Origin of the sequence: Altericroceibacterium indicum (assembly GCF_009828105.1) — a bacterium.
Lineage (GTDB): Bacteria > Pseudomonadota > Alphaproteobacteria > Sphingomonadales > Sphingomonadaceae > Altericroceibacterium > Altericroceibacterium indicum.
On sequence record NZ_WTYQ01000006.1, the window covers coordinates 127,235 to 139,649 of the forward strand.

The following is a 12,415-nucleotide window of genomic DNA, read 5'->3' on the forward strand; positions in this document are numbered from 1 at the left end:
TTCTTGGCAGGCCTCACTGCCCCGATCTTACTGGGAAGTACGGGATGCACCACGTCGCGCCTTCTTGCAGATGGTGGGGCAACGACTATGGCCCGCACTCGCTATGGCCCGGTTATCGGCAAAGTCGAACAGGGCGCACTGGCCTTCAAGGGCATTCCATATGGGGCACCGACCAGCGGGAGCGGCCGGTTCATGCCCCCTACGCCCCCGCAGCCATGGAGCACCCCGCTGCGCGCCTTCGATTATGGGCCGACTGCCCCGCAGAGCGATCCGCAAGACGCTCTGGAATCGGGAGCTGCCGACGCCCGCGAAAGCGAAGATTGCCTGACCCTCAATGTCTGGACTCCCTCCCTCAACGATCAGCGCAAACGCCCGGTCATGGTCTGGCTCCACGGCGGCGGCCTGTGGCGCTTGTCGGCAGCGGGAGACTATCAGGCAGGAACGCATCTGGCAGCCCATAGCGATGTTGTCATGGTCAGCCCCAATCACCGGCTCAACGTGTTGGCTCACGCTTATCTCGACGAATATGATCCAGCTTTTGCAGGGTCCTCCAGTGCAGGAATGCTCGATCTGGTGCTGGCGCTCAAATGGGTGCGCGACAATATCGAGGAATTTGGCGGTGATCCGGACAATGTGACTATTTTTGGCCAGTCCGGCGGGGGACAGAAAGTGTCCTTCCTGATGGCGATGCCCGCCGCGGCAGGCCTGTTCCATAAGGCCATCATCCAGAGCGGCCCGGCCCCGCTTGCGCTTGAAAAACCCTATGCCCGTGAATTAAGCGCAAGATTGCTCACTTTACTGGACATTCCGAAGAACCGGGTGCGCGATATTCAGAATGTGCCGCTTGATGCGATCATGCGGGCCTATTACCAGATTTTTGAAGAGCTGGGCGGCTTCGGTGTCATGGGAGTGATTCAGGATTTCGCTCCGGTCGTCGATGATGTGGCGCTGCCGCAGCATCCCTTCTGGAACGGGGCCTCCCCCCTATCGCGCGATGTTCCGCTGATGATCGGCTGCACCCGCACCGAAATGACCGAGTATTTCCTGGCCAGCAACCCCGGCGCGGCCAAGCGGGATTTTGCGGCAGTGACTGCTCAGCTGGAGCCTGTTTTTGGCATGCAGGCACCCGCAGTCGTGGCCCACTATCGCGCCACCCACCCCACAGCGAGCCCGTGGGAAGTGGATGCACTGATCCGGTCCGACTGGCCAACCCGGCTGTTCACCCAACGCATTGCAGATGAGCAGGTCAAATTGGGGGGCGCACCGGTCTGGATGTACCGGATGGACTGGCAGACGACTGCGCGTGACGGATTGTTAATGTCGCCCCACGCAATTGACATCCCCTTCGTGCTGGACACGGTCGGCACCGAACCGGTCGAGCCCGGTCAGTTGGCCGAACAGCAGCGTATGATGCAGCAGATGAACAATGCGTGGGTGTCCTTTGCCCGCAACGGCAATCCGCAAAACAAATATATTCCACCATGGCAGCCCTATAATTCCACGTCGCGGCCAACGATGATCTTCAATCTGCACAGCCACATGGCCAACGATCCAGACGGATCAGATCTTGCTTTCCTGAAAAAAGACCTCGCCAATTTAGAGGTCGTCGCGGGTGGTGTCACCCATCCCCCCGTATTGGAGAAGTCTTCATGAAACCCTTGTTCAACATGTTCGCCGGCATTCTTCTTACCGGAACCATGATGGGGGCCGCCCATGCGCAGGAAGCACAAAGCGGGCCATCGGAAGCGGTCATGAAATATCGCGAGCGGATGTTCGATGAGGCGGTGCGCCCCCTCGCCAATCGCACCATGGATCTGATGTTCAACACTGTACCGGTAGAAGCAGGCGATAAGCCCTCGCCACTGCCTGTCAGCCTCGCCCCGCTCAACTTCACCTATGAAGTGGACGGCAAGGTTCATCAGGGGAGCGATGCCATTGATAATACCTTTGCCGATGCTCTGCTCATCATAAAGCATGGCACAGTCGTCTTCGAAGGCAATTTCAACCGATCGACACCAGAGACACGGTACAATTCCTATTCCATGGCAAAATCGCTCAATGCCATCATGATCGGGCTGGCCGTAAAGGAAGGGCTGATCAGGTCAGTGACCGATCAGGTGACGCACTATATCCCCGAACTCAAAGGGACCGGATATGATGGCGTGACCATTCGGGATCTGATGGAAATGCGTTCCGGCATTGCCTGGGACGAAAATTTCTTCAAACCCGGCACCTCAGCCTACAACGCCCATGTCGCCTCCTGGGTCGAGGAACGCGCACGCTACACGGATGCTGCCCTCATCACCAAGCGGGAACATGCTCCTGGCACTTTCAATCGGTATAACAGTCTGGATGCAGGCGTCGCAGGCTGGGTGGTGGAGCGCGCCGCCGGAATACCGGTCAGCACGTTCCTGTCCACCAGACTGTGGAAACCCGCAGGGATGGAGGCCGATGCTTTTTATGTCATCGACGGCCCGCCGGGAATCGGCAGAGAGTTCACGGCCGGGGGCTTCAATGCCGTATTGCGGGATTATGGCAGGCTGGGGCTGATGATGCTAAACCACGGCCACGCAAACGGCACAGGCTTCCTGCCCGAAGGTTTCGTCGACAATCTCAGCCATGACATCACCACCGAACCGAGTGAGGATGGATTGGGATATGGCTGGTTCTGGTGGACGGTGCCAGGCACCCATGCCTTCACGGCGCTGGGTGGCGAAGGGCAATTCATCTATGTCGATCCCGATACTGATACCGTCATCGTCAAGATGAGCCACGGCCCCGTCGGGCCGGAAGCGGACCCGGTCCTGCGCGAGGAACTGGCTTTCATGGCCGCCGCATCCCAATGGGATGGCCATTAAGTCGAACGGACGACAGGCCTGATCCGGCCACCCTCAAGACCCATGATGAACGATGGCACCGGAAAGCAGCCATCGATCGCCCTCTGCTGAAAATCCTGCGATCTTGAGCAGGGGGCGATCAAAAGAAGAGCAAATAGTGCCCAGCTATGGGCAAACATGTATTGCAGCAATATTTTGTTCCCTTTTGGTGGCCGTTTCTTCATTTTCCAGCACTCTATTCAGACTCTGTTTCAAAATAGCGCGGCATACCGCTGTCAAAGGGGAATGATGATGGAAAAATCAGCCATGAACGACATGCGGTGGATACCACTTGGCGCCGCCGCGATCCTTGCTCTCGGTGTGATTGCTGGCGGCTATCTGATGGGCAATGGCTTGGTGCGGGCCAATAAAGCAGAGCGGTCCGTCACCGTGCGCGGCCTTGCGGAACGCGATGTCACGGCAGATCTCGCCACATGGACGCTGACCTATTCCGAACAGGGCATGAATCTGCAACAGGTGCAGGCCGATATTGACCGCGATACGAACACGATCCGCGCCTATTTCAAAACTCTGGGCTTTCCCGATGATGCGCTGCAACCGGCAGGTGCGGGGGTCAATCAGATGATCCAGAATGGCGTGCAGACCTATACGATCAATCAACGCCTGCAATTCCGCACGACCGATATTGCCAGGGCGCAAAAGGCTGTGGCGGATCAATTCGATCTCGTGCGTAAAGGCGTGGTGCTGCAGGAAGGCTCCGGCATGACCTACAGCTTCACCAAACTGAACGCGATCAAGCCCGAAATGGTCGCCCTTGCCACCCGTGATGCCCGCGCGGCAGCCGAACAATTCGCCAAGGACAGTGACACGGCCGTCGGCGGGATCAAGAACGCCACCCAAGGCTATTTCTCCATCAGCTCGCGCGATGGCGATCAGGCAGGCTATGGCGTGGCCGATACACCGTTCAAAAAGGTTCGGGTCGTCACCACAGTAAATTTCTATCTCGACTGACCCCGCCTCGCTGAGGCGTTGTAAAAGCCATGGCGCCTCCCCATTAGAGCGCCATGGCCCATCCTCCCCGCAGTGCAGCATCGAGCGCCTCCACCCTCTCCGGCTTCACCATCCTTTTGATGTCGGTGGCCTGTGGCGCCATGGTGGCCAACCTCTATTATGCGCAGACATTGCTGGAAATCATTGGCCCGGAAGTGGGAATGTCCACCGGGATGGCCGGGCTTATCACCACCCTCACCCAGCTGGGCTATGGGCTTGGACTGATTCTCATCGTTCCGCTGGCCGATTTATTCGAAAATCGCCGTCTGGTGCTGATCTCCACCGGGATGACGATAGTGGGCTGCCTTGGCATTGCGCTGTCCAACAACGCCGCCACTTTCCTTATCGCTTCCATCATCACCGGTGTGGGTGCCACGGGTGCGCAAGTGCTGGTGCCTTTGGCATCGCATCTCGCCGCCCCTGAACGACAGGGCCGCGTCGTGGGCACGGTGATGAGCGGGCTGCTGTTCGGGATTATGTTGTCCCGCCCGCTCGCCAGCTTTCTGGCTGGCAGTTTTGGCTGGCGGACAACCTTCTTTGCCTCATCCGCCCTGCTGGCGGTGATCGGGATTGCGCTGTTCATCGCCTGCCCCCGGCGCGAACCGGCGGGGGGCATGTCCTATCGCCGGGTTCTGGCATCAACCTTCGGCCAGCTCGCCCGTTTCAGAGTGGTGCGGATGCGGGCCTTTTATCAAGCCTCGATGTTTGCCGCTTTCAACCTGTTCTGGACGGCCGCCCCGATGACATTGATCCATGATTTCGGGCTTGGCCATACCGCTATCGGGGCTTTTGCGCTGGCGGGTGCAGGGGGCGCTCTGGTGGCACCCCTGGCCGGATGGCTGGCCGATCACCGCCTGACACGGCCTGCCAGCCTGGGTTCGCTCATTCTTCTAACCGCAGGATTCCTTCTGGCAGACTGGACCGTTGCCGCCGCCAGTATCATCGGTTTCACCATCATGGCGGTGGTGATCGATTCTGCCGTGCAGATCAATCAGATCACCGGCCAGAAACTGATCTTCTCGCTCGATCCCGAAGCCCGGGGCCGCATCAATGCCTCTTACATGGCGGTGATGTTCGTCTTTGGCGCGATGGGCTCGGTGATCGGTTCCACCAGTTTCGAAGCCGGGGGCTGGAGCCTGTCTGCTATGGTGGGCGCAGCCATCGGGCTGATAGCGATCGGTATCTATCTGCTGGCAGATAAGGGCGCGAGCGAATTGCCCGCCTGACGATTTTCTATTGCGGCGCAATTCTAGTGTCTACCCTTCGCTCTTCGCATGTGCAATATTCTCACATCGACTGCGCAAATCATCCGATGCAGGCTAGAGGAATATTGCGTGAAGCTATCTACTAAGAGCGTCGGAAAAATCTGGGGCCGCACGCAATTGCCTGCGCCTTTTGGGGATACGGGCGGACAGCGGATTGGTGAAATCTGGTTTGAACCACCTGCCGCACTGCCACAATTGCTGGGGAAGTACATTTTCACCAGCGACAAGCTTTCGGTACAGGTTCATCCCTCCGATGCACAGACGCAGGCCCTTGGACTGGGAAATCAGGGCAAGGAAGAATGCTGGCTGGTGATTGATGCTGAGCCGGGAGCAGTTCTGGGCGTTGGTTTCAAGCAGGGTCTGGATGGCAAGACCATGCGCGCCGCTGCGTTGGATGGCTCAATTGAAGATATGCTGGAATGGCATCCGGTCGAGGCGGGCGATTTCTTCTATATTCCCGCCAACACCGTTCATGCGATTGGTGGCGGAATCAGCCTGATCGAAATGCAGCAGAACAGCGATATTACCTATCGCCTATATGATTATGGCCGCCCGCGCGAATTGCATCTCGATGAAGCGGCAGCCGTGGCCCAATTGCAGCGCTATGATGAAAGTCTGCACAAGCGCATATCATTGGAAAACAGCGTTAATCTGGTGAACGGCCCCTATTTCCGGCTCGATCAGATCGCCGGGGAGCCAGGCAGGGAAACGGCGCAGCATTACACCGCGCCCTTCCTCATCATGCCGACCCGCCAACCTGTCGATGTGGCGGGTGAACAGATCATGCCGGGTGAATGTGCGCTGGCCGAAAGCCTTGATGAAATACGCTTTTCGCCAGATGGCGTTTGCCTGTTGGCCATGCCGCTGACGGCACCTGAAACACAGGGAGAGCCCTTATAATCAAAGCATACTTAGCCTTAGTATGCTTTCCATATTTGGTAAATGCGAACTCTCTGATAGTCTTGCCTTCGGGCGGGGAACGCCTGGCATCAGGAGTGTGATATTATGAAAGCGACTTGGATTATTGGTCTGGCTATTCTGGCGACTGGCATCTCGGCGTGTTCAGGCACGGAAGAAGACGCGAAGAAGAGCGTGGCGGTAAGTGATACAAGCGAGGAAGCGGCGCCTGCAACCGACATGACAGACGCTGTTCCGGCTGATGGCACGATGGCCGCAACGCCTGCGGACACGACTGCCGACACCTCTACACCAACCGACGAGCCGACACCGGCAAGCACGTAAACGCATCCGGAAATGGCAGGGTAAGCGGCGCTTGATGAACCGCTGACCCTGCCTGTGTTTCACCCCTTGCCGCGTGTCGCGGTTTTGCCGGGCTGGGAATGCTGTTCGATAAATTCGATGATCTTGCCGGCGATATCCTTGCCGGTGGCCTTTTCAATGCCTTCAAGGCCGGGCGAGCTGTTCACTTCCATAATCACCGGCCCATGATTGCTGCGGAGCAAATCCACGCCGCACACATTGAGGCCCATGCGCTTGGCCGCGCGCAAGGCGGTGGAGCGTTCTTCAGGCGTAATCTTGATCAGTTCGGCACTGCCCCCGCGGTGGAGGTTGGAGCGGAAATCATCGGCCGCCCCTGTCCGTTTCATCGAAGCGATCACCTTGCCGCCCACCACCAGCACGCGAATATCGGTGCCGCCAGCTTCCTTGATGAATTCCTGCACCAGAATATTCACATTGGCCCCGCGAAAGGCTTCGATCACGGATTTGGCTGACTTCTCAGTCTCACCCAGCACCACGCCAATGCCTTGCGTGCCTTCCAGCAGTTTGATGACCACCGGCGCCCCGCCAGCCATGCGGATCACATCGTCGGTCTGCTTGGGATCATGCGCAAAGGCCGTGACCGGCAGGCCAAGGCCGGCCTTGGCGAGGATCTGCATACTGCGCAATTTGTCGCGGCTGCGGCCAATGGCCACGCTTTCATTCAGCGGCCACACACCCATCATTTCAAACTGGCGGAGCACCGCCAGCCCGTAGAAGGTGATGGAGGCCCCGATCCGCGGGATCACCGCATCATAAACGCCCAGCTTTTCGCCATTATAATAGGCTTCCGGGCGGTGCGATGTAATGTTGAGCGTGACGCGCAAGGTGTTGAGAATATCCACCTCATGCCCGCGCGCCTGTGCCGCCTCAACCAGGCGCTGATGCGAATAGAGATTGGCGTTGCGCGCCAAAATGGCAATTTTCATGTGGCAATGCCTTTAAGGAAGCGTTCTTCCGCAGAAGAACCGCCCGAAACTAAAAAAGACCGACCCGGATCGACCACAAACCGCCGCCGCAAAGATGTTCGCCCGACCAGCAAGGGAAAAATCATGTCTGATCGGTCTGCGAGGCTGAATTCGGCCCGGAATTGCAATGCGCCCAATTGTAAATCGGTTTTGATGATCAAGCGTTCCTGCGCCTGACCATTGGAACTGGTAATCACCCGCCGTGCGACCTTGGGGGCTTCGCATTGGGAGGTGCCATGGCCGCCATCCAGGGTGAATCGCACCCAGCTTTCCCCATCGCGTTCGAACACGGCAATATCGGTTGCATGGAGCGAACTGGTTCGCGCGCCAGTATCGATCTTGGCGGGTAAATGTTTGATCCCAAAAGCTGGCAGGCCGACAAATTCGCGCCAGCCAACAAGGGTCAATCCGGAAACTGGCATCTGTGTCATTGCCAGCCTCTAACCGATTCCGCAGGCGCAGGAAAGCGAGCGCATCATGGAGAAAGGACCGGAAGCACGATCATCCACAAAAATTTCATGATCGCCTCCCTGTCATATTATTTCACGCCCATTGCGGACCTAGGTTGCAGAGAAATATGGCGCTTTATTGAAAAGCGACCAATATCGCCGGTTAAAAGAGTGCCATTTTTCGAAAGAATTTGACCGGAAACAAGACATATAGGCTGCGTTAAAGCTATAGTGGATTGTGCAATTGAGAATGGCCACCCGTCTTGGCGAAAATGCGCTTTGGCGAGCCCAGTCCAAAACGAGTATTCCAAAAGGAGAGACTAAAGATGCGTTCCCTTCTCGTCCATGTTCACAACGATAGCTGCCTTGATGCCCGGTTGAAGCTTGCGGCAGATCTGGCGCGCAGCTTTGATGGTTTCCTCACCTGCCTTCATGCCACGCCCTATGAATTCATCATGCCCAATGATGTCTATGGCACGCTGGTGACGCAGATGATCGCCAATCAGCGCAGCGATGCGGCAGAAATGCGGGCCAAGCTTTCAGCGCATTTCGAACAGAGCACCATTCCCTGGGAATGGATGGAGCAATCGGGCACGGTGGCCGCGCGGCTCTATCAGCAAGCCAGCCTGAGCGATCTGGTGATCGTGGGCGCTTGTGATGAAGAAACCGGGGAGCCGGGCTATTCCTCCCTTCCCGGTGAACTGGCGATTGAAAGCCGTGTGCCGGTGATGGTGGTCCCCACCGATTGTGCCGGCTATGTGCCTGCAAGCCCTGCGGTGGTGGCATGGAAAGGCACGCCGGAAAGCGCCCATGCCTTGCGCGCTGCCGTGCCTCTGCTGGCCAAAGCTTCATCCGTCCATCTGGTGTGCAGCGCACAGCGGGACGAGTCTGATTATGAAATTGCCCCGCAAGAAGCGCAGAATTTCCTCACCCGCCATTCCATCACCAGCACGATTGAATGGCTGGAACGGACAGAAGCCTCCGTCGCAGCAGACATCAATGCCTATGCAGCACGGATCGATGCCGGGTTGATCGTGATGGGTGCCTTTGGCCATTCGCGCTTGCGTCAGCGCGTGTTCGGCGGGGTCACGCGCAATATGCTGAGCGCGGTCGAGCGGCCTTTGTTCTTGTGCCACTAATCCGCACGACCGGCTGAAAAAGCCGGCTTCCGGCCTCGCATAAGGGGGGGCGATGGGCCGGAAGCCGGGCAGGTTTGCGCTGTCACGGCTCCCCTTGCGTGACAGCGCTTGCCTGCTGACAATGTCTTTCAGACCATCAACATGGGACGGACGGCCTGAAAGACAAAGGCATCAGTCAGACAGGGCGGCGCATCAGAAGCGCAGCCGCAATGATCCACGCAGCGTGAGCGCCACATCATCAAGCCGGTCTTCCGCCCCGACCGAACCGGTGAAGGTGTAACTGCCCGCTCCTGCCAGCGCGCTAAGGCGTGCAAACCAGCCACTATCGACCTGTTCAGGGTCCAGCGTGAATGCCTCACCTTCGGCAAAACGGGCGGTGGTGGAGCCGAGCGAACCGCTCACAATCTCACGCCAGCCCCCTTCGGTTTCGAGACGGAACCAGCTTGTCGCCTGTTTGGTCGTACCCTTGAGATCAACGCCCACCGTCATGCTGGCATTCACGCCCAATTCGTCGCTGGTGCGGTCATCAATGATGAGATCAAGCGCTTTGCCGCCACCGGTTTCGGTATAGCCGTCTTCTTTCAGGCGGATATAATCGAAGCTGACAGCCGGACGGAAGAAGAAGTAGCGCCCGCCGCCTTCGCCAGAGATGCCACCAGCAAATGTGACCAGCGTGCCATCCCAATTGCGCGACACTTCGCGGTCAATATTCTTGTCCCCTGCAACGCCGTGGAAATTGCGCCGCCCGTCAAAGTCAGCCTTGCCGACCGAGGCCCGGCTAAAGGCTGCAATGCCGCCCCATTGGCCCTGCCAGAACGCAGCCAGCTCATAGGTGTTGGAAATGACCCGATTATCATCCCCGCCGCTGGTGTAATCGTTCCACAAATAGGACGCGGAAAGACCCACAGAGCCAAAGCCGATATCCTTCTGCGCCGCTGCCGAGAACCCAAAGCCGCCGGCATCAAAGGCCGCTGTCTGGCCCTGATCCTTGTCAATATCCCACCCGGCTGCTGACACCGTGATGTCGAGGCCGCCCAGTTGATAGGTCGGGTTCATCGGATCAGCGAGCTGACGGATGAAAGCCCGCGTGCCCATGCTGATGCCCTGGAAGGCACCACCGGCATGGTCGGGCAGCATCTGGTTCACCGTATCGCGGAATTTATCGCCATCGGTAATGCCAAGAAACACCGCGCCAATATCGGCATCCTTGCCCAGAGCGGCAAAGATCGGATTATAGGCAGTGGTCTGCGAACGGTTGAAACCGAGTTCGCTCGCCGTGCGGCGCTTCACATCAACCGAAAGCTGATTGGCCGGCCCATCGGTGACGATATTCGCCTTGAAGAGGAAGGGGATGAGATCGGTATTGGTTTTCAGCTCACCTTCCCGAGCGAGATTGCCTGCCTGCACCACCAGATAGCGCCCTTCGGCATTACTGACATCGGCCAGCCTGAAGGCCAGCGTGGCATTCTTGCCGAATTTTGCATCCCCCGTCACGCTGAGCAGCGGGTTTGTGCCGGCTGCCTTATCCAGCACGACGCCCAAAGTGCCGCCTTCCGCGACATTGAGGGAACCGATGGTAGACGGGCTGCTCACGCTGAACGTGCCGCCGGTGACATTCACAGCGAGGCCCGATGCATTGACGAGCTTGCCAGCGAATATGGCGGTACCGCCAATATTCAGCACATCCGAACCGCCGCCAAAATCGGCCGTGCCACTATATTGCGAGGAGCCGGTGAGGCTTACTGTGTCAGCGCCTGCGCCAAACACCAGATTGCCCGCCATTTTGGCTTTGCCGGAGAGGTTGAGCACATTGTCGCCCGTGCCAAAATAGGCAGAGCCGGTGACAGTGCCATCGGCCACGTCAAACACATCATTGCCACTGCCAAAGCGCACATCGCCAGTGATCGAAGGCGCGGTTTTGCCTTCGGCCACTGCCGTCTGTTTCACGGTTGCGCCGCTGGTGTTGGCCGACAGGTCAATCGCCACGCTGCGCGCATCGCCTGCGCCCTTGGCGGAGATCGCCCCGCTATTTTCGACCAGCGTCACATTGCCGCTCTTGTCCGAAATGCCATAGGCTGTGCCCTTGGTGCCGGTTTCTGCCGAAATTGTTCCGCTGTTCTTGATCGTGGTGGTGCTGGAGCCGGTGTCGACCAGCAAGGCGGTGGCAATGGAACCGTCCGTATTGCCGCTCTTGGCAGTCAATGTGCCCGATACGCGAATGGTAGGAACGCTCGCGCCGCTCCCGATATGAAGCGCGGTTGCCGCAGCATTGCTGGAGGTTGCGCCGATACCGCCGCCAACGCTCATACCGCCAGCCACATTCACAGCGCCGCCGCGTCCGCCGATCTGCATACCCGTAGCGGCCACATCAGAATAGACCGCCCGGCCTTCCACCGTGCCGTTTACCACCAGGCCAAATTCATCCGCATTGCTGGCGATTTTGCCAATGGACAGCGTGCCCGTTGTGCCGCCAATCATCACCGCAGGCGCTGCGCCATAGGAAATGATGCTGGCGGCGGGCTTGGCGCTGTCGCCTTCCCCGCTGGCCCCGGCAATCATCACGCCGCCGGTCACATCGCCTTCGATGAGGAGCGCAGAGCCGCCTTGCAGCAGATCGTCCGCATCCAGCTTGGAAGTGTCGGAAGGCGGCGTCGTGTAGCGATAGCCGGTGGAGGACAATTTGCCCGTCACATTGACCGCGCCCGTTACATTGCCTGCCAGATGCACGGCCACGGCCGCTTCACCCTGCGCCGAAATCGTGCCGCCGAGTGACACATTGCCGACCACGTCTTGCGCGTGGATCGCTTCGCTGCGATCCCCGACAATCCCGATCGTGCCTGTATTGCTGACATCGCCGGTCTGCGTCCCGCCGAGCCAGATACCGCCCGAATCCTTGCCTTCCACCGTGATCGTGCCGCTATTGGAAATAGCCCCCTGATGCGCGCCTTGCGTCCGGATGCCATAGCGGTTGGAACCCACCGCCAATGGCCCGTCGAGATCGCCATCCTTATCGGTATCTTCGGGCGTGTAGCTTTCATCGATCGTGATGGTGCCCTTATTGTCGATTTTGCCATTGGTGCCGGCGGCAGCGGCAATGCCGGTACTGCCCGGATCGCCATCCTTGATGGCAATCGTGCCTTCATTGGTCACATCGTGATTGCTATCCTGCCACACGGCCACACCATCTTCGATCTTGACCGAAGCGCCCTTGGCAATGGCGATGAAATCGGGGCTGCCGCTCTTGATGGTCGAGGTGCGGATGGTTGTGGTAACCGCGCCCGAAACCGTTTCGGCCGCAGCAGGTGTGGCCAGAGCAGCAATGGCGCAAGTGGCAAGCAAATAATAACGCATGTTGGTATCCCTCCAGGTCCTTTGCCTGTCAGGACGGAGCCACGCGCCGCCAGCCTTGGTAAAAGATGAAAATTTTTG

At 58.5% G+C, this 12,415-nt stretch carries 10 protein-coding genes; 7 read left to right on the forward strand and 3 right to left on the reverse strand.

Annotation, left to right across the window (positions count from 1 at the left end; all coding sequences use genetic code 11):
* The first annotated feature begins 87 nt into the window (after positions 1-87).
* From GRI39_RS13825 to GRI39_RS13850, 6 genes are all read left to right on the forward strand, one after another.
* Positions 88-1,653 carry a carboxylesterase/lipase family protein gene (locus GRI39_RS13825; protein WP_160740319.1) on the forward strand — a complete coding sequence of 522 codons (1,566 nt, stop codon included), beginning with the start codon at positions 88-90 and terminating at the stop codon, positions 1,651-1,653.
* Positions 1,650-2,858, forward strand: a complete 1,209-nt coding sequence (locus GRI39_RS13830) for a serine hydrolase domain-containing protein (protein WP_160740320.1) — start codon at positions 1,650-1,652, stop codon at positions 2,856-2,858. Before GRI39_RS13825 ends, GRI39_RS13830 begins: the two co-directional genes overlap by 4 nt.
* Positions 2,859-3,125: 267 nt before the next feature.
* The gene (locus GRI39_RS13835; protein ID WP_160740321.1) at positions 3,126-3,848 is read left to right on the forward strand and encodes an SIMPL domain-containing protein; all 723 of its coding nucleotides are present in this window, start codon (positions 3,126-3,128) and stop codon (positions 3,846-3,848) included.
* A 53-nt stretch (positions 3,849-3,901) separates the two neighbouring features.
* Positions 3,902-5,113, forward strand: coding sequence for an MFS transporter (locus GRI39_RS13840; RefSeq protein WP_160740322.1), 1,212 nt, complete (start codon positions 3,902-3,904; stop codon positions 5,111-5,113).
* A gap of 108 nt (positions 5,114-5,221) precedes the next feature.
* Positions 5,222-6,052 (forward strand): cupin domain-containing protein, encoded by an 831-nt coding sequence (locus GRI39_RS13845; RefSeq protein WP_160740323.1) that lies wholly within the window; start codon positions 5,222-5,224, stop codon positions 6,050-6,052.
* A 105-nt stretch (positions 6,053-6,157) separates the two neighbouring features.
* Complete coding sequence (locus GRI39_RS13850) at positions 6,158-6,394, forward strand: hypothetical protein (RefSeq protein ID WP_160740324.1); 237 nt, start codon at positions 6,158-6,160, stop codon at positions 6,392-6,394.
* Between the two features lie 59 nt (positions 6,395-6,453).
* On the opposite strand, the gene rimK is transcribed toward GRI39_RS13850, so the two are convergent.
* Both rimK and GRI39_RS13860 read right to left on the reverse strand, forming a co-directional pair.
* A complete protein-coding gene (gene rimK, locus GRI39_RS13855; protein ID WP_160740325.1) occupies positions 6,454-7,359 on the reverse strand; it encodes a 30S ribosomal protein S6--L-glutamate ligase in 906 nt (301 codons plus the stop codon).
* A complete protein-coding gene (locus GRI39_RS13860) occupies positions 7,356-7,829 on the reverse strand; it encodes an ATP-dependent zinc protease family protein (protein WP_160740326.1) in 474 nt (157 codons plus the stop codon). Before GRI39_RS13860 ends, rimK begins: the two co-directional genes overlap by 4 nt.
* Before the next feature lie 344 nt (positions 7,830-8,173).
* Between GRI39_RS13860 and GRI39_RS13865 the strand changes: the two genes are divergently transcribed.
* Positions 8,174-8,986, forward strand: a complete 813-nt coding sequence (locus GRI39_RS13865; protein ID WP_160740327.1) for a universal stress protein — start codon at positions 8,174-8,176, stop codon at positions 8,984-8,986.
* Between the two features lie 192 nt (positions 8,987-9,178).
* Here GRI39_RS13865 and GRI39_RS13870 read toward each other — a convergent pair whose 3' ends face one another.
* Entirely contained in the window at positions 9,179-12,337 is a 3,159-nt protein-coding gene (locus GRI39_RS13870) for an autotransporter domain-containing protein (RefSeq protein WP_160740328.1), read from the reverse strand.
* Between the last annotated feature and the right edge of the window lie 78 nt (positions 12,338-12,415).

Excerpts from the sequence above, each read along its gene's own strand:
- GRI39_RS13825 (WP_160740319.1), top strand. The coding sequence starts at position 88 with ATGGCCCGCACTCGCTATGGCCCGGTTATCGGCAAAGTCGAACAGGGC.
- GRI39_RS13830 (WP_160740320.1), top strand. The coding sequence starts at position 1,650 with ATGAAACCCTTGTTCAACATGTTCGCCGGCATTCTTCTTACCGGAACC.
- GRI39_RS13835 (WP_160740321.1), top strand. The coding sequence starts at position 3,126 with ATGATGGAAAAATCAGCCATGAACGACATGCGGTGGATACCACTTGGC.
- GRI39_RS13840 (WP_160740322.1), top strand. The coding sequence starts at position 3,902 with ATGGCCCATCCTCCCCGCAGTGCAGCATCGAGCGCCTCCACCCTCTCC.
- GRI39_RS13850 (WP_160740324.1), top strand. The coding sequence starts at position 6,158 with ATGAAAGCGACTTGGATTATTGGTCTGGCTATTCTGGCGACTGGCATC.
- rimK (WP_160740325.1), bottom strand. The coding sequence starts at position 7,359 with ATGAAAATTGCCATTTTGGCGCGCAACGCCAATCTCTATTCGCATCAG.
- GRI39_RS13860 (WP_160740326.1), bottom strand. The coding sequence starts at position 7,829 with ATGACACAGATGCCAGTTTCCGGATTGACCCTTGTTGGCTGGCGCGAA.
- GRI39_RS13865 (WP_160740327.1), top strand. The coding sequence starts at position 8,174 with ATGCGTTCCCTTCTCGTCCATGTTCACAACGATAGCTGCCTTGATGCC.
- GRI39_RS13870 (WP_160740328.1), bottom strand. The coding sequence starts at position 12,337 with ATGCGTTATTATTTGCTTGCCACTTGCGCCATTGCTGCTCTGGCCACA.